The 20,486-nt window shown below is 72.1% G+C and carries 15 protein-coding genes; 10 read left to right on the top strand and 5 right to left on the bottom strand.

Features of this window, described 5'->3' with window-relative positions:
- Nucleotides 1-135: 135 nt before the first annotated feature.
- On the top strand, nucleotides 136-1,323 hold the full coding sequence (locus PYR72_RS07960; RefSeq protein ID WP_275454615.1) for an MFS transporter: 1,188 nt from the start codon (nucleotides 136-138) through the stop codon (nucleotides 1,321-1,323).
- Nucleotides 1,324-1,393: 70 nt separating this feature from the next.
- Here the strand turns inward: PYR72_RS07960 and PYR72_RS07955 are convergent, their stop codons facing one another.
- Nucleotides 1,394-2,017 (bottom strand): TetR/AcrR family transcriptional regulator, encoded by a 624-nt coding sequence (locus PYR72_RS07955; RefSeq protein ID WP_275454614.1) that lies wholly within the window; start codon nucleotides 2,015-2,017, stop codon nucleotides 1,394-1,396.
- A 487-nt stretch (nucleotides 2,018-2,504) separates the two neighbouring features.
- Between PYR72_RS07955 and PYR72_RS42935 the strand changes: the two genes are divergently transcribed.
- Nucleotides 2,505-3,776 (top strand): discoidin domain-containing protein, encoded by a 1,272-nt coding sequence (locus tag PYR72_RS42935; RefSeq protein WP_343245519.1) that lies wholly within the window; start codon nucleotides 2,505-2,507, stop codon nucleotides 3,774-3,776.
- Nucleotides 3,777-3,976: 200 nt separating this feature from the next.
- Entirely contained in the window at nucleotides 3,977-4,924 is a 948-nt protein-coding gene (locus PYR72_RS07945; protein ID WP_275454613.1) for an ester cyclase, read from the top strand.
- Here PYR72_RS07945 and PYR72_RS07940 read toward each other — a convergent pair.
- Nucleotides 4,887-5,948 (bottom strand): LacI family DNA-binding transcriptional regulator, encoded by a 1,062-nt coding sequence (locus PYR72_RS07940; RefSeq protein WP_275454612.1) that lies wholly within the window; start codon nucleotides 5,946-5,948, stop codon nucleotides 4,887-4,889. The genes PYR72_RS07945 and PYR72_RS07940 overlap by 38 nt on opposite strands.
- 323 nt (nucleotides 5,949-6,271) lie before the next feature.
- Here PYR72_RS07940 and PYR72_RS07935 point away from each other — a divergent pair, with 323 nt between their 5' ends.
- The 3 genes from PYR72_RS07935 to PYR72_RS07925 all read left to right on the top strand — a co-directional run bounded on the left by PYR72_RS07935 (nucleotide 6,272) and on the right by PYR72_RS07925 (nucleotide 8,858).
- Nucleotides 6,272-7,588: a ferredoxin reductase family protein gene (locus PYR72_RS07935; RefSeq protein ID WP_275454611.1), complete on the top strand. Its 1,317-nt coding sequence runs from the start codon at nucleotides 6,272-6,274 to the stop codon at nucleotides 7,586-7,588.
- Nucleotides 7,589-7,901: 313 nt separating this feature from the next.
- Nucleotides 7,902-8,276 (top strand): hypothetical protein, encoded by a 375-nt coding sequence (locus PYR72_RS07930; RefSeq protein WP_012998513.1) that lies wholly within the window; start codon nucleotides 7,902-7,904, stop codon nucleotides 8,274-8,276.
- Between the two features lie 210 nt (nucleotides 8,277-8,486).
- Nucleotides 8,487-8,858, top strand: a complete 372-nt coding sequence (locus PYR72_RS07925) for a metalloregulator ArsR/SmtB family transcription factor (protein ID WP_012998512.1) — start codon at nucleotides 8,487-8,489, stop codon at nucleotides 8,856-8,858.
- A gap of 11 nt (nucleotides 8,859-8,869) precedes the next feature.
- Here PYR72_RS07925 and PYR72_RS07920 read toward each other — a convergent pair whose 3' ends face one another.
- Nucleotides 8,870-9,250, bottom strand: coding sequence for a VOC family protein (locus tag PYR72_RS07920; protein WP_275454610.1), 381 nt, complete (start codon nucleotides 9,248-9,250; stop codon nucleotides 8,870-8,872).
- A 157-nt stretch (nucleotides 9,251-9,407) separates the two neighbouring features.
- The gene (locus PYR72_RS07915) at nucleotides 9,408-11,234 is read right to left on the bottom strand and encodes a serine/threonine protein kinase (protein WP_275454609.1); all 1,827 of its coding nucleotides are present in this window, start codon (nucleotides 11,232-11,234) and stop codon (nucleotides 9,408-9,410) included.
- A 432-nt stretch (nucleotides 11,235-11,666) separates the two neighbouring features.
- Between PYR72_RS07915 and PYR72_RS07910 the strand changes: the two genes are divergently transcribed.
- The 3 genes from PYR72_RS07910 to PYR72_RS07900 all read left to right on the top strand — a co-directional run bounded on the left by PYR72_RS07910 (nucleotide 11,667) and on the right by PYR72_RS07900 (nucleotide 16,127).
- Nucleotides 11,667-14,939 carry a glycoside hydrolase N-terminal domain-containing protein gene (locus PYR72_RS07910; RefSeq protein WP_275454608.1) on the top strand — a complete coding sequence of 1,091 codons (3,273 nt, stop codon included), beginning with the start codon at nucleotides 11,667-11,669 and terminating at the stop codon, nucleotides 14,937-14,939.
- A 129-nt stretch (nucleotides 14,940-15,068) separates the two neighbouring features.
- The gene (locus PYR72_RS07905) at nucleotides 15,069-15,692 is read left to right on the top strand and encodes a TIGR03086 family metal-binding protein (RefSeq protein WP_275454607.1); all 624 of its coding nucleotides are present in this window, start codon (nucleotides 15,069-15,071) and stop codon (nucleotides 15,690-15,692) included.
- A 165-nt stretch (nucleotides 15,693-15,857) separates the two neighbouring features.
- The gene (locus PYR72_RS07900; protein ID WP_275454606.1) at nucleotides 15,858-16,127 is read left to right on the top strand and encodes a hypothetical protein; all 270 of its coding nucleotides are present in this window, start codon (nucleotides 15,858-15,860) and stop codon (nucleotides 16,125-16,127) included.
- Here PYR72_RS07900 and PYR72_RS07895 read toward each other — a convergent pair.
- A complete protein-coding gene (locus PYR72_RS07895; protein WP_275454605.1) occupies nucleotides 16,080-18,953 on the bottom strand; it encodes an XRE family transcriptional regulator in 2,874 nt (957 codons plus the stop codon). The genes PYR72_RS07900 and PYR72_RS07895 overlap by 48 nt on opposite strands.
- A 236-nt stretch (nucleotides 18,954-19,189) precedes the next feature.
- Here PYR72_RS07895 and PYR72_RS07890 point away from each other — a divergent pair, with 236 nt between their 5' ends.
- Complete coding sequence (locus tag PYR72_RS07890) at nucleotides 19,190-20,413, top strand: tryptophan dimethylallyltransferase family protein (protein ID WP_275454604.1); 1,224 nt, start codon at nucleotides 19,190-19,192, stop codon at nucleotides 20,411-20,413.
- Nucleotides 20,414-20,486: the final 73 nt, after the last annotated feature.

The raw sequence follows: 20,486 nt of genomic DNA, 5'->3' as shown, positions 1-20,486 counted from the left end.
CCCCTCGTCCGAGGCCCCGCACCTCGAAAACCCCTGACTCCCGCCCCGAACTCGTGAGGTTCCCATGCCTGTCGCCCGCTCGGCACTCCGCCGAGGACCGACCGCCCCGTCCCGCCACCCGCACCGGAGCGGACGGTGACCGCGCGGGGCGGCTCCGCCCTCACCCTCGGCGTCGCGGTGGCGCTCGTCGCCGGAGTGACCCTGGGCAACGGCGGAGCGAACGTGATGCCCGTCTTCGTCGACGACTTCGCCTCGCGCTTCGCGCTGTCGGACTCCGGCGCCGGACTCGTCGCGGCGGCCCAGCTGACGGCGACCGCGCTCGTCACCCTGCTGCTCGCCGGACGCGCCGCCCGACCCGGGCGGGTGCGGATGGCCCGCCTCGGGCTCGCCGTCTCCGGGACGGGCTTCCTCGGCGCGACGGCCGCCTCCGACCCCGTCCTGCTGATCCTGGCCAACCTCGTGATCGGTGCCGGGCTCGGCGCGGTCTACGCCGCGGCCACCGCCGCCCTCGCCGCCACCGACGACGCCGACCGGACCTCGGCGGTCGCCGTCTCCGGCACGGTCTGCGCGACGGCACTACTGCTGATGGGGGTCGCCGCCGCCAACCACGACGTGGGCGGGGGCACCGGCTTCCTGCTGATGGCACTGGGCTGCCTGCTCGCCTGGCCGCTGGTGCGCGGACTGCCCGACGGCCCCGGAGCGCCGGACGGCCCGTCGCTCGGGGGCGCCGAACCCGCTCCGGCGAGGCCGTCGGCCGTGCTGCTCGCCGGAACCGCGCTGCTGTGGGCCGTCACCCAGGGGGCGTGGTCGTACACCTCCGTCCTGGGCCGCGAGCACACCGGCATGTCCCACTCCATCGTGTCGGCGGTCCTCGCGGCGGCCAGTGTGGTGGCGCTCGTCGGCGCCGTCGTGGGCCCTCTCGCCGCCCGGCGCTTCGGACGCATGCGGTCGATGGCGTTCTTCGTCGCCCTTCAGGCCGTGTCGATGACGGCCCTGATCATCACGCACGACCCCGTGCTCTTCGTCGTCGCGGCGGTCCTGTGGCAGACCTGCCAACTGGCCGTCCTGGTCCAGATGCTGGCCGCGGCCTCCCTCATCGACGCGAGCGGACGGCTGGTGGCCTCGCTCAGCGGCGCGGGCGCGCTCGGCACGGGTGTCGGACCGCTGGCCGTCGGCGCCCTCCTCGACGGCGCGGGGGCGGAGGTGCTGGGCGTCGTCCTCGGCGCCGGTACGTTCGTCGCCTCGCTGCCCCTGCTGCGGATGACGGTGGACGGCGCCGCGGCACACGGCGAGGGCCGGTCCGCCCCGATGCCCGCACCCTGATACGCCCGCGTCCACGGAAACGGTCGCCGTCCCCACCGCAGGAGGGGGAGGGCGACCGTTTCCGTGGCCGTCAGAGCACGGGGACCGTCACCAGCTCCAGCCGGCCGCCCGCGAGGGCCACCACGGCCGAGACCAGGGCCTGGAGACCGACGCGTTCTGCCTCCTCGTCGGGCAGGGAGAGGTGCTGGACGGACAGTCCGTCGAAGCCGGCGAGGAAGAACCGGGCCAGGTTCTCCGCGGGCTGGGCCAGCCGGTGACCGGTGCGTTCGGCCGCCTCCGTCACCAGCTTCGTCGTCGACGCCGTCACCTCGCCGTAGTGGGCCTGGAGAGCCTCCTGCAGCCGGGGTGTGCGCAGGGCGAACATCGACAGCTCGGTGAGCAGCTGATGAGCGGTCGGCTGTTCGCGCAGGGTCCTCCACAGCGCGGCGGCGAGGGAGGCGACACTCTCCTCGAAGCCGCCGTCCGACGGGGCGGCCGCCTGGACCTGGGTGATCAGGTCGTGGGTGAGCTGCTCCATGACGGCGCGGTACAGATCCTCCTTGGTGCCGAAGGTGTAGTGCACCGTCGCCTGCGCCACGCCCAGCTCGGCGGCGATGGCACGGGTGCTCCCGGCGGCGACGCCCTCCCTCGTCATGAGGTCGATGGCGGCCTTGATCAACTGGGGGCGGCGCTCCGCCGCGGACACATGAGCCATGTTCCCCATCATACGACTGAGTCGACCGATCCAGTCGGCTGGTGTCCCTCGGACGTCGCTGTCACGACCACGTGGAAGTCCTTCGCCGGCCGCCGGACCGCCTCGACGAACTGCACGAACGAGCACGGCCGGCCGTGTCGCGGGACACCCTCGTGCTCGCTGACTCGCTCGGCTTCCCCCGATGCCGATGCCGATGCCGATGCCGATGCCGACGCCTGAGCCCGGCGCGGCGACGGCCCGGGCGCGGCGACGGCGCGCACACGCCGCTCGTCGGGCAATCTTCAAGCCGTTCGCGTCCGCTCACCCCCCTTTTCTCTTTCCTTCCGTGCCGCGGAAGTTCACAATCCGGCGAACTCGCGCCGTTCCCACCGCGCGGGCGCACCTCGCTGTCCGGTTACCGCGCTCACCGCTATCCGGAGGTAAAGCAATGCGTCCCTACAGCCGTTCACCCCACCCGGCCGCCCCGTCGCGGTCCCGATCCCGCGCCATGACGTCACTGATCGCCCTCGCGACCACCCTCGGCCTGGCACTGGCCCTGCTGACGGTCGCCGCCCCGCCGGCGGCCGCGGCCGACCTGCTGTCCCAGGGCAGACCCGCGACCGCCTCGTCCACCGAGAAGGAGTCCACTCCCGCGTCGGCGGCGGTGGACGGCGACACCGGCACACGCTGGTCGAGCGCGTTCGGCGATCCGCAGTGGCTGCGGGTCGACCTGGGCGCCATCGCCACCGTCAGCCGGGTCGTCCTGCGCTGGGAGGCCGCCTACGCCCGCACGTTCCGGATCCAGATCTCCGACGACGGCACCGCCTGGACCACCGTCCACTCGACCACGACGGGTGCCGGGGGCGTGCAGACCCTCGACGTGAACGCCACGGGACGATACGTCCGCCTGCACGGCACGCAGCGGGGGACCCTCTACGGCTACTCGCTGTGGGAGTTCCAGGTGTACGGATCCGGGGGCGCCACCCCGCCGGACGGCACGATCCCGGACCCGACGACGGCCTCCCTGGAAGCCGCCGCCGGACCGCTGCCCACCGCCGCCTACACCGTCCCCAGCCCCAGCGGGTACGGCTCCGGCACGGTCACCTACCCCACGAGCGGTGGCCCGTACCCGGGCGTCGTCCTGATGCCGGGCTACCAGGGCACCCAGGAGAACCTGCGGTGGCTCGCACCCCGCCTCGCCTCCTGGGGTTTCGTGGTGCTGAACGTCGGGACCACCACCCTGCTCGACGACCCCGCCTCGCGCGGCCGTCAGATCTCGGCGGCCGGCACCCAGTTGCTCGCGCTCGGCGACACCCCGGGCAACCCGCTGTCCGGGAAGCTCGACGGCACGCTCGGGGCGGTCGGGCACTCGATGGGCGGCGGCGGTGTCATGGCGGCCCTGCGGGACGACGCGCGCTTCCGGGCGGGCGTGCCCACGGCCCCGTACTACCCGAACATGAACTTCTCCCAGGTCACCGACCCCACGTTCTTCCTGACCTGCCAGAGCGATCCGGTGGCCCACGGCAACACCTACGCGGTGCCCTGGTACACCTCCATGTCCCGCGCCGAGAAGCTCTACGTCGAGGTGCCGGGCGACCATCTGTGTCCGATGACGGGGTACGGCGACAAGGCCAGGCAGGGCAAGTGGATCGTGTCGTTCCTCAGTCTCTGGCTGCGTTCCGACACCCGCTTCGGCCCGTTCCTGTGCGGACCCGCGCGGGAAGCGGACAAGAACAACACCGCCCTGGTCACACGCTGGATGGACACCTGCCCGTTCTGACCGGCCCGCGCGCACCTGCCCCGCCCGACGGGCGCGGCAGGTGCGTCTTTCGGAGGACCGGGGCCCGGCCTGTCGGCGGGGTGTGTCCCGCCGGTCGGCGGAGTGAACGCGGGACACCGGCGCGGTGGGATGGGGCCAGAGACGCTCCGTGAGCGTCGCTGCATCCCGTCGGCCGACGTCGACCGTCCACAGGAGAGCACGTGAGACACCGCAAGACCCTGCCCTGGCTCGCCGCCGTGGCCTGCTTCGCGACCGCCTGCGCCGGCACGTCCGGCACCACGCGGTCCTCCGCCTCCACCTCGTCCTCCGCGTCCGCCCCGTCCTCCGCGTCCGCACCGTCCTCGGCGGCCCGCTCCTCGGCGGCCGAGGAGCGGAACAAGGCGCTCGTGCTGCGTCTGTACGCGGAGGCGTTCGACAAGAAGAACAGCGACGTGGTGACCGAACTCGTCGCCACCGGCTTCGTCCAGCACGAGAAGTCGGTGTCCGGGGGAGCCGAGGGACAGATCGAGCAGTTCGAGAAGCTGAGGGCGAGGATTCCCGGGGCGGTGGCCACCGTCAAGCACGTGGCCGCCGACGGCGATCTGGTGGCCGTCCACTGGCAGGCGTCGGCCACCCCGGCGGACGAGGCCACCGGGGTGGCCAGGGCGGACCTGTACCGGGTCGCCCGCGGCAGGCTCGTCGAACACTGGGGCATCACCCAGACCGTGCCGCCGAAGACGGCCAGTGGGAACTCCCTGTTCGATGACGTGTACCGGTACCCGAAGGGGACCCCGTCGCTGTCCGAGGCACAGGAGGAGAGGAACCGGAAGTTCGCGGTCACCGCGTACCGTGAGCTGTCCGACGGCGACGTGACCGTGATCGACAGGAAGTGGGACCCGCGGTACTACCAGCACAACCCGATGATCCCGAACGGCACGGGCCCGCTGAAGCGGCTGATGCGCCAGGCCACCGAGGACGCCCCCTCCTCGAACGACGAGCCCGGCGCGAGCGCCTCACCCGGCGCGGGCGGCCGGACCCGGTTCGGCAACACCCTCGCCGACGGGGACCTGGTGTGGGTCTTCAGCGTCGACTACACCGTCGCGGACCTCTTCCGCGTGGTCGACGGGAAGATCATCGAGCATTGGGACGTCGCCGCCGACGGGCAGTAGCGGGACCGGAGGACCGCCGCGGGACCAGGACCGGCTGGACGAGCCGGCGCCGGTCCACCCCCGCGCGGCCGTTGACGAGAGCGATCAGCAGGTCGATCGCCTCCTCGCCCAGGCGGTCCGGGCGGAGGCTGAGCGTGGTGACGGGCGGGTCCGTCGTCGCGTAGTCCGTGTCCTCGCTGACGCACGCCACCAGCAGATCCTGGGGCACCCGGAGCCCGTGCCGCCGCGCGGCCGCGAGGATGTTGTGACCGGAGTCGGAGTAGACGCCGATGACGGCGTCGGGCCGTGGATCGCGGTCGAGCAGCCGGCCCACCGCCTCGCGTTCGGCCCGGAAGTAGTCGGGCACGGAGGCGTACTCCTCGACGAGGCGGGGCAGGCCGTGCTCGGCGCACCAGGACGCGTAGGCACGTTCGATCAGGCGCGGGTACTCGGCGTCGTGGACCGGCAGGGAGAGCCCGATCCGCCGGGCTCCGGACTCGGTGAGATGGTCGAGCAGGAGACGCATTCCCGTGTCGTGGTCGGTGTCCACCCACGCGTCGCACCAGTGCGGCTGGGGCGGCCGGCCGTCACAGACGAGGGGGACGCCCCGCTCGCGCAGGAGGGCACGCACCGGATCGTCGGCCCGCGGATCCATGTGCACGACGCCGTCCACCGGGGTGTTGAGCCACATCCACCGCGACAGCGAGTTCGGCATCACCATGAGCAGGAAGCCGCGCTCGTGCGCCGCGGCGGTGGCGCTCAGCGCCAGCTGCGCGTAGTACGGGATCTCGGTGTACGCGACGGGCAGATCGCCGTACGCCGTCATGGTCAGACCGAGTACGCCCGTGCCGCCGCGGGCCAGGGTCCGGGTCGTGCCGACCGGGGCGTAACCGAGTTCGCGCGCCGCGGCGAGCACGCGCTGCCGGGTCGCCTCGGACAGCCGGCCGGTTCCGTTGAGCGCGTTCGACACCGTGGCCGTGGACACCCCGGCGTGCGCGGCCACGGCGTCGAGCGTGGGGCGCTGCCAGACACGCGAGCTTCTCATATGCACCCCAACAGCGCCTGTCGTGTTCCAACAGCCCTGTGACGGCTTGTGATTAAGACCTTAATCACGCAGCGTACCGGGCGACGGACACCGGAACGGCCGACGGGTGGGACAAAGTCCGGGAGCCCACCGGGCAAGGAATATCGAAAGCAAGAATGTTTGAGGCCGAACAGGGTCTCGTTCGCGTCGGATTTCCTATTCTTGCCCCCGAGCGGTGCCGTATCCGGTCGGAATTGCCCGGTCCCCGCGGCCTCGTGGGGGCCGGGCGCGAGTACATCACTGGGACAGAGAAGGGAAAGCCCGTGGAGGCGACGATTTCAGGGGTGCCAAGAGCAGCCGTACCCCCTGTGGTTGCGGCGCGGTGGGTGCTGTGGACGTTCGTCATCGTCAACTTGGTGATCGTCGAGGTCCTGTTCCTCACCGCGGGGACCGGCAAGAACGGGGTGCTCACGGTCGCCAAGTTCTTCGGTCTGCACGCGGCCGTGCTGATGCTGTTCCAACTGCTGCTCGTGGCCCGGCTGCCGTGGCTGGACCGCCGTATCGGCATGGACCGCCTGACGGTGTGGCACCGGTGGGTCGGCTTCACCCTGCTGTGGACCCTGCTGACGCATGCCGTCCTGGTGGTGCTGGGCTACGCGACGCTCGACGACGCGTCGATGACGAAGACCTTCTTCGCGCTGGCCGGAGTACCGGCCTCGCTGCTCGGGATGCTGGCCGCGGCGATCGTCGTCGTGATCGCCGCGGTCTCCGCCCGCAAGGTCCGACGGCGGCTGCGGTACGAGACCTGGCACGCCCTGCACCTGCTGCTGTACGTGGCGCTGGGCCTGGCCTTCGTCCACCAGCTGCAGGAGACCACCACCTTCACCTCCTCCGCGGCCGCCGAGATCTACTGGTGGGCCCTGTGGCTGTTCGCGTTCGGCTCCCTGCTCGTCGGCCGGATCGTGCTGCCCGTGTGGCGCAACGCCTACCACCGGTTCGAGGTCGTGGCCGTGGTGCCGGAGTCGGACGAGGTCGTGTCGGTGCACGTCACCGGACGCCACCTGGACAGGCTGCCGGCCCGGGCGGGCCAGTTCTGCTTCTGGCGCTTCCCCGGACACAACTCCTGGTGGACGGCGAACCCCTTCTCGCTGTCGGCGGCCCCCGACGGCCGTACGCTGCGCCTGACCGCGAAGGCGTCCGGCACCACCAGCGCCGGCCTGCGGCACCTCCCGATCGGGACGCGCGCCTTCGTCGAGGGACCGTACGGGGCGTTCACCTCGCTGCACCGCACCCGGCCCGGCGCCCTGCTCATAGCCGGCGGCGTGGGCATCACGCCGGTGCGTGCCCTGCTGGAGGAGGAGGCGGCCGGTGACGTCGTCGTGCTCTACCGGGTGCGCAGCGAGGACGACGCCGTACTCGTCGCCGAGGTGCGCACGCTCGTCGAGGACCGCGGCGGGCGGCTCCATCTGCTCACCGGCAGCCGGGACCAGGGCGGCTCACCGTTCGAGCCGGAGAACCTGCGGGCCCTGGTCCCCGACATCGCCGAGCGCGACACCTACGTCTGCGGCCCGCCCGGGATGACCTCGGCCGTGCTCGCCGCCCTGCGGGGACTGGAGGTTCCCCGCGCGCAGGTGCACGCCGAGCGGTTCGGTCTGGCCTGAACCGGGCGGACCCGACCCGACCCGGTCCGGTCCCGTCCGACCACGCCGAGGCTCCGACGCGCGTACGCGCGTCGGAGCCTCGGCGTGGTGTCGGGCCGTGCCTGTCAGGCGGCACGCCACGGGCCGCCTGACACAGATGAACCGTCTCCCTGTCATCGGCGGTCGCCAATCATGCGATGATCCGGCAATTTCGGGCTCGCTCGTGCAGTAGCGGAACTTCGGGAGTCTCGGTCGGCAGGGCTTCGTAGGGTCCTTGCACCCGGCGGCGGAAGGGTGACGCCCGAGCCGCGCATCGACCAGAGGAGACGCTGTCATGAGCAATGCGGAGATTTCCCTGAAGGAGATCATGACGTCGATCGAGGGCGCGTTAGGGACCGCGCTGGTCGACTACACCAGTGGCATGGCGCTGGGCACGCTGGGGGGAGGCAAGGACCTCGACCTGACGATCGCGGCGGCGGGCAACACGGACGTGATCCGCGCCAAGACCCGCACGATGGAGCACCTCGGACTCACGGGTGCGATCGAGGACATGCTGATCACCCTCGGCAGCCAGTACCACATCATCCAGCCGCTCAAGGGCCGTGGCGGCAACGGGCTGTTCCTCTACCTCGTGCTCGACCGGGGGAAGTCGAACCTGGCGATGGCCCGGCATCAGCTCAGGCGCATCGGGGCGGAACTCGACGTGTAGCCATCTCCGTGATGCGCGGCGCCGCACGCCCATGACTTGAAGACTTCTTCAACTGGGCATATCCAGATCAGGTCAATCCCCTGGGTGTGCGGCGCCGGATCCACGAGGATGGACCGCACCACGTCTTCCGCACTGCCCACAACGCGGTGGCGCCCACGGGCCACCGCGCCCGGGATGAGCCCGTCACGCGCCAGGGAGTGAGCGAATCTCATGCAGGTCCCCCTCTACCAGGCCAAGGCCGAGTTCTTCCGCATGCTCGGCCACCCGGTCCGCATCCGGGTCCTGGAACTGCTGCAGGGCGGCCCCCTCGCCGTACGCGACCTGCTGAACGAGATCGACATCGAACCGTCCAGCCTCTCCCAGCAGTTGGCGGTACTGCGCCGGTCGGGGATCGTGATCTCCATCCGCGAGGGCTCCACCGTCAGCTACGCACTCGCCGGCGGCGATGTGGCCGACCTGCTGCGCGCGGCCCGCCGCATCCTGACCGAACTGCTCGCCGGTCAGCGCGAACTCCTGGCGGAACTGCAACAGGCGGACACCCGGCCGGCCCTCACCCCGGGCGGCGCCGGCCGACGGCCCTGACCGGCTGTGTGTCAGAGCGGGTTGAGGCGCGCCTTGAGCAGGCAGAACTCATTGCCCTCGGGGTCGGTCAGCACGTGCCACTGCTCGTCGCCGGTCTGTCCGATGTCGGCCGGGCGCGCACCGAGCTTCAGCAGCCGTTCGAGTTCGGCGTCCTGGTCACGGTCGGTGGCGTTGACGTCGATGTGCAGCCGGGACTTGCCCGGCTCCGGCTCCTCCCGGTAGCTGAGGATGATCGTCGGCTGGGGGCCTCCGAATCCCTCGCGCGGCCCGATCTCCAGCGTGCCGTCGTCCTCGCGGTCGAGGATCACGTAGTCCAGGACCTCGCACCAGAACCGTGCCAGCACCTCGGGTTCGCGGCAGCCGAGCACGAGTTCGCTGATACGACATGCCATGTGACGAAACCTTCTCTCGGCCGGGGGACCGCCACCGGAGCCCGTCCGTGCGCGTCGCACGGCCTCCGGCGGCGGAGGACAACCCGGCGACCGTACCCGACGAGGTGATCACGGGCGAGGCGATTTCGGCGCCGTGGCTGCGGGGAGCCGCGCGGGGTCAGCTGTCCGCGGGGTAGACGCGGGTCACCTTGCCCTTGGGGTCGGCCTCCAGGTAACCGGACTGGCTGTACTCGTCGCTGAAGTAGACGGCCATCCCGGCCGGGGTGTCGAAGATGTCGTTGGGCTGCTTCACCAGCAGGTAACGGTTCTCCGGGTCGGGGACGTTGAGCTTCTTCTCCGCCTCCTTCAGGAGCGCGGGCACCTTGTCCCAGTCGAAGTCGTCGAGGTCGACGGGCTGTTCACCGCCGGACAAGACGCCCTTGATGATGCCCTTCTCGACGCCCTGCCCCGGACGGTAGGTGTACGAGTCGTACTTCTTGTCGCTGCCCTTGACCATCAGCTGGGCCGACACGAAGTCCGGGTAGACGGAGAAGTCGCCGAAGGTGTCCCGGCCGGTCTCCTCCTTGAACGCCTTGATCGCGGTGCGGATGCCGTCCGGAGTCAGCATGTCGCCGGACTCCGTCGTGTCCTTCGTCCGCTCCGCCGTGGGGTCGGCGTCGGCCGGTGAGGAGGTCGACCTGGGGGTCGACTTGGGGGTCGACCTGGTGCCCGACGCGGTCGCGGAGCCGGTGGGCGAGCCCTTCGCGTCCGCGTCGCCGTCGTCCCCGTGGGGCAGCAGCCACCACAGCAGGAGCAGGGCACCGGCGAGGGAGACCCCGGTCATGCTCAGCAGGAGGCCGGTACGCCGCCCGCGCGGAGGGGGCGGGCCCACGGTCGTGGTCACCCGCTGGTGCGGGAGATATCCCGCGGACGGCTGGTACGGCGACGGCGGCGGGCCGAAACCGGCGGTCGTGGCCCGCGCCGGGTCGCCGGTGCTCTTGCCGAGCCCGACCGGGGGCGTCGGAGCGGCGTCGGAGGGGGTGAACGCGGCCGGCGAGGTGAAGCCGCCCGCATACGGAGACACCGGGGCGGTGGCGGGCGTCGGCGGGGTCAGCGGAAAGGACGTGGGCTCGGACAGGGCGGCCGCGGCGGAAGCCGGCCGGGCCTCGATCTCGGCGAGCCTCTGGTCGAACACCGCGGCCGACGGGCGTGCGGCCGGATCCCGTACGAGGACGCTCATCAGGACGTCGCCCAGGGCGCCGGCGCGCACCGGAGGCGCGACGTCGTCGTTGAGGACCGCGGCGAGGGTGGCCAGGGTGCTGCCCCGGCGCAGCGGGTGGTGGCCCTCCACCGCGGTGTAGAGCATCATCGCCAGGGACCACAGGTCGGAGGCGGAGCCGCCCTCGTGCCCGGAGATGCGTTCCGGTGCCATGAAGTCGGGTGTGCCGATGACGGAGCCGGTGGCGGTCAGACCGCTCGTCTCACGGATCGCGGCGATACCGAAGTCGGTGAGGACGGGACGCCCGTCGGGGCGCATGAGCACGTTGGCGGGCTTGACGTCCCGGTGCTGGATACCGGCGTCGTGCGCGGCGGTGAGCGCGGCCAGCACCTGCCGGCCGATCCGGGTCGCCTCCGTCGGCGCCATCGGGCCCTCGGCCAGCCGGTCCGCCAGCGAGCCGCCGCTGACCATCTCCATCACGATCCACGGATAGGTGCCCTCACCGCCGTCGACTATGTGGTGGATGGTGACGACGTTCGGATGGTCGATGCGGGCCAGAGCGCGGGCCTCGCGCAGGACACGTTCGCGCAGCAGCCGGGCGCCCTCGGGGTCGTACTCCGCGAGGTCCCGGTCGGGCGGGCGGACCTCCTTGACGGCCACGAGCCTGTGCAGCACCAGGTCCCTGGCCCGCCAGACCGTCCCCATCCCGCCGCCGCCGAGGCGGGTCTCCAACTCGAAGCGCCCGTCGACGACTCGTCTTTCGGGCCCTCTGTCGTCCTCGTTCATGGGCGGGAGCATAGTTGCCTTTACCGACAGGTTTCGCCGCCCCCGGGAAGGCGGGGGAGGGCCGCCCCCGCCTTCGGAACGGTGGAGGGATCGGTTCCGTGCGCGGGAAGGATCGCGGCATGCCGCCGCCGTACCGCGCGGCGCCTCGCTGTGATGTGCAACTGGTGTGTTCCGCCGTCGAGTTGACGTTCCGTCGGGGCCGTCGGCGGCGAGGGCCCGGGCGCGTGTGCGGCCGTGGAGGCAGGGGGCCGGTCTCGACCCGGCCGGGTCCCGTCCGCCGTGACGGCTCGGGGACGGCCTCGGGGATTCGCTGCCACCTTCCTCTAGACATCCGATCTATCGACCGGGGACGATGATCGCGCCCACGGCGGAGGCCGATGTGGCTGGTATTTCCGCACGAAAGAGCCGATGAATGGGCTGGGAGATCTTACTGTGATCAATGAATCCGAACCGCAGCGACGGAGCATCCTCAAGTTCGGCGGCGCCCTCGCCTTCGCGCCGTTGATCACCCAGCTGACCGGAGGCATCCCCGTGGACCCAGCCGTCGCCGCCGGGGCCGACGCCTCGGCGCCCGCCCCGTGGCCGACCCTCTCCCGCAAGGCGCTGACCTACCGGGTCCCCGCCACGGACTGGCAGTCGCAGGCACTGCCGATCGGCAACGGCCGGCTCGGCGCCATGCTCTTCGGCGATCCCGACGAGGAACACGTCCAGTTCAACGAGCAGAGTCTGTGGGGAGGGGTCAACAACTACGACAACGCCCTCGCCGGCAAACCGGACAGCGACTTCGACACCGGCATGAACGGCTTCGGTTCCTACCGGACCTTCGGTGACCTCGTCGTCACCTTCGCCTCCCGCCCGCGTCCCAAGGTCACGGCCCCCGGCGGCCCGTACAACAGCTCCCCGTCGGAGGGCGTCGACAAGACGTACGACGGTGCCTCGGCCACCAAGTGGTGCATCGACGGGCCCGGTGCGAAGGTGCGCTGGCAGGTCGAGCTGCCCGACCCCGTGGCGGTCGCCTCGTACCGGCTGACCAGCGCCAACGACGTTCCGCAGCGCGACCCCCAGGAATGGACCTTCTCGGGTTCCGCCGACGGCGACACCTGGACCCCGCTGGACCGCCGCACCCTGGACGCGCCCTTCGAGAACCGTTTCCAGACGAAGGAGTTCACCTGCGACGACAGCGCCGCCTACCGCTTCTACCGGTTCGACTTCGTCCCCAAGGCCGGCGTCAGCCACTTCCAGGTGGGCGAGATCGGCCTCGCCGGAGTCGACCTGGGCGGTGCCGGCGCGACCTACCTGTCGTCGCCGAGCGGCCACTCCGCCGGAGCCGGAACCGGAGCCGGAGCCGGAGCCGGAACCGGAGCCGGAACCGGAACCGGGGCGGCAACCGGAACCGGGGCCGGGGCGCGTGCCACGGACATCTCCCGCTCGGTGGACGGTGATCCGGCGACCGTCTGGCGGGTCGGCTCCCCCGCACCGGCCGTCGTCTGGCAGGCCGACCTGACCCGTGCCGCCGTCGTCACCGCGTACACCCTCACCTCGGCACCCGACCGGCCCCAGGAGGACCCCCGGCGGTGGCACCTGGAGGCGTCGCAGGACGGGCACACGTGGACGACCCTCGACACGCAGAACTCCCAGGAGCCCTTCCACGACCGCGGGGAGAGGCGGACCTTCCGGATCGGCAACGGCACGGCCTACCGCGTCTACCGGCTCACTTTCGCCTCCGGCGCCTCCGCGACCGGCCTCCAGATCGCGGAGATCGCGCTGACGGGCCCGGACTTCGACACGCGCGCGCAACGGACGGTCGTCGACTACGAGCGCGGCCTCGACTTCGTCAAGGGCCTCCACGTCACCCGCTTCGGCCCGCCCGGACGGCGCGTCCTGCGCGAGGCGTTCGCCGTCCGCTCGGCGGACGTCATGGTCTTCCGCTACACCTCCGACAGCCCCCGCGGACTCTCCGGAGCGATCGCGCTGACGTCCGGCCAGGACCGGGCCCCGACCTCCGTCGACGCCGACGCCCGGCGGATCGCCTTCGCCGGCGTCATGGGCAACGGCCTCAAGCACGCCTGCACCGTCCGGGTCGTGGACACCGACGGCGACTTCAGCGCCGACGGCTCGACGCTCCGGTTCCGCGACTGCACCACACTGACGCTGCTCCTCGACGCCCGTACCGACTACAAGCTCGACGCCGCGGCCGGATGGCGCGGAGGCGATCCGCGGGCGGCCGTCGACCGGACGCTCGCCAAGGCGGCGGCCCGGCCCTACGCCCGGCTGCGCGACCGGCACACCTCGCGGACACGCGCCCTGATGAACCGCGTCTCGGTTGACTGGGGCACCTCGGACGCCGGCGTCATGGCCCTGCCGACCGCCGCCCGGCTGGCCCGCTACGCGGCGGGCAAGGCGGACCCGACGCTCGAACAGACCATGTTCGACTACGGCCGGTACCTGCTCATCAGCTCCTCCCGCCCCGACGGCCTGCCCGCCAACCTCCAGGGCCTGTGGAACGACAGCAACCAGCCGGCGTGGGCATCCGACTACCACACCAACATCAACATCCAGATGAACTACTGGGGGGCGGAGACGACCAACCTGTCGGAGTGCCACAAGGCGCTCGTCGCCTTCATCGAGCAGGTGGCGGTGCCCAGCCGCGTGGCGACCCGCAACGCCTTCGGCGCCCGCACCCGCGGCTGGACCGCCCGTACCAGCCAGAGCATCTTCGGCGGCAATGCCTGGGAGTGGAACACCGTCGCCAGCGCCTGGTACGCCCAACATCTCTACGAACACTGGGCGTTCACCCAGGACATGGGTTACCTGCGCACCGTGGCCCACCCGATGATCAAGGAGATCTGCGAGTTCTGGGAGGACCATCTCAAGGAGCGCGAGGACGGACTCCTCGTCGCGCCGGACGGCTGGTCGCCCGAGCACGGGCCGCGCGAGGACGGCGTCATGTACGACCAGCAGATCATCTGGGACCTGTTCCAGAACTACCTCGACTGCGAGGCGGTCCTGGGTGCGGACCCCGCCTACCGGGCCAAGGTCGCCGACCTGCAGGCGCGCCTCGCACCCAACAAGATCGGCAAGTGGGGCCAGCTGCAGGAGTGGCAGGAGGACATCGACAGCCCCACCGACATCCACCGCCACACCTCGCACCTCTTCGCGGTCTATCCGGGCCGCCAGATCACCCCGAAGGACCGCGACTTCGCGGCCGCCGCGCTCGTCTCGCTCAAAGCCCGGTGCGGGGAGAAGGACGGCGTCCCGTTCACGGCCGCGACCGTGTCGGGCGACAGCCGCCGCTCATGGACCTGGCCCTGGCGGGCGGCCCTCTTCGCCCGCCTGCGCGACGGGCAGCGTGCCCAGGTCATGCTGCGCGGGCTGCTGACCTACAACACGCTGCCCAACCTGTTCTGCGACCACCCGCCCTTCCAGATGGACGGCAACTTCGGCATCTCCGGTGCCGTGGCCGAGATGCTCCTGCAGAGCCACGACGGTGTCATCGACCTGCTGCCCGCCCTCCCCGACGACTGGAAGGCACAGGGCTCCTTCACCGGGCTCCGCGCACGCGGCGGTTACGAGGTCCGCTGCGAGTGGCGCGACGGCAAGGTCACGTCGTACGAGATCGTCGCGGACCGGGCACCCGACCGGAAGAAGAAGGTCACCGTGCGGATGAACGGCACCGAGAAGAAGGTGAGGCCGACCCGGCCCTGACGGATGGGCCCGGGCACCTGACACCCGGAAACCGGGACGCCCTGGTGATCTCCGCCCGCATACGCGAGAGAGTGGACGCGTGACGACAACCGTCAGCAGGGTGCACGCACCACGAAGGAGGGCTCGGCGATGAGCGAGGGCACGATCTCCAGCGGCTGGGACGTCCTGGACGCCTCCCACGAGGCACTCCGCGCGGCGGTCCGCGCCGTCCCCGCCGACGGCTGGCAGCTGCCGACGCCGTGCGCGGACTGGACCGTCACCCAGGTCTTCCAGCACGCCGTCGGCGACCAGATCGGCTTCGCCGCCGCCCTGACCGGCGAACCCGGCCCCGACTTCGACCCGTTCGCCCCGTCGGGCGAGCTGGAGGGAGCGGACCCGGCGGTGCTGCTGGAGGACGCCCTGGCACGCGCGGCGAAGGCGTGGGCGGGTGTCGACCGGAACACCGCCGAGGTGCCCGTGCCGGTGCCGCCGCACAACCTGTCCCCCTGGTCCGGCTCCGCGGCGTGCGGACTGGACGCGGCGGTCCACGCCTGGGACATCGCCCGGGCGACGGGCCGGCCGTCCCCGCTCACGCCCGAGACGGCCCGCCCGCTCCTCGAGGTCGCCAGGGAGATCGTCGAGCCGCTGCGCTCCTACGGCGCGTACGCCGCCGCCCTGGCCCCCGAGCAGGGCGACGACGACGTGGCGGCCCTCCTGCGCCACCTCGGCCGTGACCCGCGCTGGACCGCCCCTCGGGGCGACGACAGGGCCTAGGCCGCCGGAGACGTCGGCCGGCGCGTGCTCGGCACATGCGCCGTGGGCGGACCGGCCGCGTCGGCGTACCCGCGCGGCCGGTGGCCCCGCCACGGGTTCCGGAACCGGCATACCATCGGATCCGCGCGGAGGGTGCCGGGCGCGGGGGACCGAGGGGGCCGCATCATGGTCGGAGTCGACTGGGTGTCGTTCGTCGTGCAACTGGTCTTCCTCGGCCTGCCGGTGCTGTGGATGGCGTTGCTGCTCGTGCTGGGGTGGTCGGAGAACGGCTGGGGCGGCCTTGTCCTGCGTATCGTGTGCGCGCTCTGCATGGTCGCGGCAGTGACCTCCCTGGCCTGGTACCTGGCGTCGCGGGAGGTCCGCACCGCACCGGGTGGGGGTGGGGTGTCAGGTACGGCAGGGCGGGCGGTGGTCCAGGCCCGGGAAATGGCGTGACCACCGGGACGCGCTGATGGGGGTGCGGACCTGTGCGCAGGCGTGGGCGAGTACCCGGCTCACGTCCGTCTGCCAGATCTCGACGCTGTGGTCGTTGCTCAGGGTGACGACGGCGCCGGGGGCGGCGAGCGGCTGGACGACCGCGAACCCTCCGGAGAGCCCGGTCAACCGGGCCCGTTGGACGGGGCGTTCACGGTCGGTCGCGTTCCACAGGCGTACCGCTCCGTCCTGGCCGGCCGTGATCACCTCCTGGCCGTCGCGCGTGAACTCCACGTGGCCGATCATGCCGGTGTGGGCGTCGAGCCGGCCCAGCCGTCGGTGGTGGCGGGGGTCGGCGACGTCCCACAGGCGCGCGGTGTTGTCGTCGCTGCCGGAGACCAGGGTGCGGCCGTCCCGGCTGAAGGCGAGCCCGACGACGAAGTCCGCGTGGCCGCGGAGCACGGCGATCGCGGGCGCGTCGCGCGGGTCGCCGACGTCCCACAGACGGACGGTGCGGTCGTCGGAGCCGGACGCCAGGGTGGTGCCGTCCGGGCTGAAGGCCACCGGTTTCACGTTGAGCGTGTGGCCGGTCAGCGTGCTCAGGAGGCGGGGGCGGGCCGGGGTGCCGATGTCCCACAGGCGGATGGTGTGGTCGTAGCTGCCGGTGGCGAGCGTGCGGCCGTCCGGGCTCACGGCGAGGGAGAAGACGAGGTCGGTGTGGCGGCTCGGGGTGGTGGACAGCAGCCGGGGCCGCCTGGTGTCGGACACGTCCCACAGCCGGATCTCGCCGTCCCGGCCGACGCCGGCCAGGATGCCGCTCCGGTGGCCGTAGGCCAGGGTGAAGGCACTGTCGGGGTGGCCGTGGACCGCGCCCAGGAGACCGGGCTCCCGGGGATCGGTGAGGTCCCACAGCTTGAGGTCGCCGTCGTCGCAGGCGGTGGCCAGCGTACGGCCGTCCGGGGAGACGGCGAGGGCGTGGACGTGCCGGACCACCGTGCGCGGTGCCACACCGAGCAGGGCGTCGCGGGTGACCTCGCTCGGTTCCAGCCGGTGTGCGGCCAGGGCGAGTTGAACGGCGAGAGAGCGGTCGCGGATGCGCAGGGCCGCCGAGGTCTCGGCGGCTTCGAGGGCGAGGAGGTGGTTGCGCTGGGCCGTGACGGTGCGCTGGGAGCGCACGGCGAATCCGACCGCGGTCGTGGCGCAGATCAGCAGGGCGACGAGGGCGGCGACGAGGCGGCGCAGCCGGCTGACGCGGTGGCGGGCGCGCCGTGCCTGCGCCCGTTCCGCGCTCTCGCTCGCGTCGAGGAAGGCGCGTTCCCGGGTGGTCAGCGCCTGCACGGACAGGTCCCTCGTGGCGGCGAGACGCACGCCTCGGTACAGGGCGTCGGGGTCGCGGTCCAGGGATTCCCACACGGCGGTGGCCTCGGTGAGCGCGCGGTGCAGCCGCAGGTGCTCGCGGTTCTCGCTCAGCCAGCGGCCCAGACGCGGCCAGCAGCGAATCAGCGCCTCGTGGGTGATTTCGACATGGTGCCGGTCGACGGTCAACAGGCGCGCCCGGGTCGCCTGTTCGAGGACCAGCGCCGTGTCGCGGCAGTCGTCGAGCTCATTGCGCGGGACTCGGCGCTTGGTGTCCTCGGTGCCCTCGCCCAGGGCGATGAGCCGCAGGAAGAGCCGCCGGGTGATCGTCCGCTGGGCGTCGCTGAGGCCGCTGTGGAAGTCCTCGGCGGTCTGGGCGAGCGCCCCCTCGAAACCGCCGGCCGCCTGGAATCCGGCGAGAGTGAGGGCGTTGCCCCGGCGGCGGCGCCAGGTCTCCAGGAGCGCGTGCGAGAGCAGCGGAAGCGCCCCGGGCCGCCCGTGGGCGTCCGCGGTCAGCGCCGCGAGGAGGGCGCCCTCGACGGTCAGCCGGGCGCGGGCGGCGGGCTGGACGATCGCCGCCCGCAGCTCCTCCAGGGTCATCGGGCCGACGGGGAGGTGCGCGTCGCCCATGGCGTCCACGAGGGCGGGCAGCCGGGTGCAGTGCGTGTAGAAATCGGACCGCACGGCCAGCGCGACACGGCAGCGGCTGCCGGCCGTGTGCGCCGCGTGCAGGAGCGCCCCGACGAAGGCGTCGCGTTCCTCCGGGTCGTGGCAGAGCGTGAAGATCTCCTCGAACTGGTCCACGACGACGATCAGTTCGTCCGCCGGTTCGCCGGAGCGGGCCAGGATCTGGCGTACGACGCGATGCAGGGTCCGCGGCTCCGCCAGGAGTTCGGCACACACCGATCCGGGGGTGAGGTGAGCGCGGGCCGCCAACTGGATCGCGCATTCCTCCACCGGGTGCGCGCCGGGAGTCAGAACCAGGGCGGGCGGACCGCTGAATCGAGGGAGAACTCCGGCGCGCAATACCGATGATTTCCCGGATCCCGAGGCGCCGAACAGAACAAGAAATCTCTTTTCCCTCAGATGTTCGACGATGGTGGCGGTGAGTTTCTCGCGACCGAAGAACGTACCGGCGTCGGACTGCTGGAAAGCGGCCAGACCGGCATACGGCGCGGAAACCGTCACCTCGTTCGGATCCGGGTCCGGGACGACCGCTTCCGCGGCGCATGCGGCGGCCGCCCCGCGCCAGATCAGCTCCCATTCCCGCTCGTCACCGCCGCAGGCACGGACATAGGCGAGGGTGACGGCCAGGCTGGGGAGTTGACGTCCCGCCGCGGCCGCGGAGAGGGCCGCGACGGAATAGTGCGCCCGCCGCGCGAGGTCCCGGTACGTGGGACTTCCGGCCCGCCTCCGCAACTCCCGCAGACGCGTGGCGAAATCCAGCAGCGGACCGCTTCCGGGATCCAGTGGACGCTCTCCGCGTGGCACCTGCACACACCTCCCCCCGAGCCCTTCGGAATTGTTCACCATGCGTTTGTCCAGCGCCAGTCCGCCGATCGTGGACAACGCGCCACGGCTACAAACGGTGCGGCGGGGCCGGGCCCGTCGCAGGCCCGGCATTCCACGGAATTCCTGCGGCCGCCACGAGCGCCGGCACGACCACGACCCACGACCACGACCCACGACCACGCCCCCACGACCACGGCGAACCGTTCGGAGGACACATGAACGCCCACACGCGGCACTGCGCCGGACACCCCGGCACTGCTGCCGACACCCCGCACCCACCGACCGTCGCACTCCCCTCGGCCGCGACCGGCCCGGACGAGGAGGCGGCCGAGCGCCACGACCCGGACCGGCTGGGCGGGTTCACCGCCGGGCAGCTGGGACGGCTGTGCGAGGCGGCCGGGATCGACGCGCGCCGGCGGCTCGCCCACCAGAGGGTGCTGTACGAGCTCCTGGGCCCGGCCGCCGCACGCCCCTTGACCGATCCGCCGCCCTCGCCGTCGTACGTCTCCGACGATCACACTCCGGTGGAGTACTCCCTGACCTTCCCCACCGACGCCGCTCCCGTCCTGCGGGTGCTCGTCGACCCGGGCTGTGCCGCCCGGAACCTGACGGACAACGCCCGTACGGCGTGGGCGGCGGCGGGACGGCTGGCGGCCCAGTGGGGCGTGCGACCGACGGAACTCGCACGCGTGAGCGACCTCTTCCTGCCCCCGGCACCGCACGGACCCCTCACCCTGTGGTGCGCCCTCGAACTGCGAGCGGAGGGCACGCCGCGGATCAAGCTGTACCTCAACCCGGGCGCACGGGGCGCCGAGCGGAGCCTGGAGACCGTGCGGGAGGCCATGGCACGGCTCGGCCACGAACAAGCCTTCGAGCCCCTGCACCGCTACCTGCGCCCCCGCTTCCCCGAGCGGGCCGGCCTGATGTTCTTCGCCCTGGACGTGGGCCCGTGGCCGCGGCCACGCGCGAAGGTCTACGTCGTCCACCCCCACGCCACGGCCGCCGACGCGGCGGAGGCGGCCCGTCTGGTGCCGGCGGCCAGTCCCCGGAAGGTGGCCGAGCACTGCCGCCGCATCGGCGGGGACGGACCCTTCGACCGCCTCCCCCTCATCTCCTGCTACGCCTTCACCGACGAGGGCGAGGGAGAGCGCAACGGCGAGGGCCGCGGTCCGACGGGCCACACCGTCCACGTCCCCGTCCGTGCGTGCGTCCGCGACGACCGGGCGGCGCGCGACCACGCCGTACGGCTCCTGCGGCGCCACGGCGTGTGCGGCGCTCCGCTCGACCGGGCCCTCGCCGCGCTCACCGTCCGGCCCCTCGACGCCGGAGTGGGGCTCATCTCGTATCTGAGTCTCGTCCAGATGGCCCGGCAGGCGCCGCGGATCACGGTCTACCTCTCCTCCGAGGCGTACCGCGTGTTCCCGCCCCGCGCCGACTGAGCCGCCGCGACCTACCCCCGCCAGCCGTCGCCCGGCCCCGTCGGCCGGGGAACCTCCGAAGGGACGTACCACT

The organism is Streptomyces sp. VNUA24 (assembly GCF_029167005.1).
GTDB lineage: Bacteria > Actinomycetota > Actinomycetes > Streptomycetales > Streptomycetaceae > Streptomyces > Streptomyces scabiei.
This window is presented reverse-complemented; position numbering and strand designations above follow the sequence as displayed.

Excerpts from the sequence above, each read along its gene's own strand:
- PYR72_RS07955 (WP_275454614.1), bottom strand. The coding sequence starts at position 2,017 with ATGGCTCATGTGTCCGCGGCGGAGCGCCGCCCCCAGTTGATCAAGGCC.
- PYR72_RS42935 (WP_343245519.1), top strand. The coding sequence starts at position 2,505 with ATGACGTCACTGATCGCCCTCGCGACCACCCTCGGCCTGGCACTGGCC.
- PYR72_RS07940 (WP_275454612.1), bottom strand. The coding sequence starts at position 5,948 with ATGAGAAGCTCGCGTGTCTGGCAGCGCCCCACGCTCGACGCCGTGGCC.
- PYR72_RS07930 (WP_012998513.1), top strand. The coding sequence starts at position 7,902 with ATGAGCAATGCGGAGATTTCCCTGAAGGAGATCATGACGTCGATCGAG.
- PYR72_RS07925 (WP_012998512.1), top strand. The coding sequence starts at position 8,487 with ATGCAGGTCCCCCTCTACCAGGCCAAGGCCGAGTTCTTCCGCATGCTC.
- PYR72_RS07920 (WP_275454610.1), bottom strand. The coding sequence starts at position 9,250 with ATGGCATGTCGTATCAGCGAACTCGTGCTCGGCTGCCGCGAACCCGAG.
- PYR72_RS07915 (WP_275454609.1), bottom strand. The coding sequence starts at position 11,234 with ATGAACGAGGACGACAGAGGGCCCGAAAGACGAGTCGTCGACGGGCGC.
- PYR72_RS07905 (WP_275454607.1), top strand. The coding sequence starts at position 15,069 with ATGAGCGAGGGCACGATCTCCAGCGGCTGGGACGTCCTGGACGCCTCC.
- PYR72_RS07900 (WP_275454606.1), top strand. The coding sequence starts at position 15,858 with ATGGTCGGAGTCGACTGGGTGTCGTTCGTCGTGCAACTGGTCTTCCTC.
- PYR72_RS07890 (WP_275454604.1), top strand. The coding sequence starts at position 19,190 with ATGAACGCCCACACGCGGCACTGCGCCGGACACCCCGGCACTGCTGCC.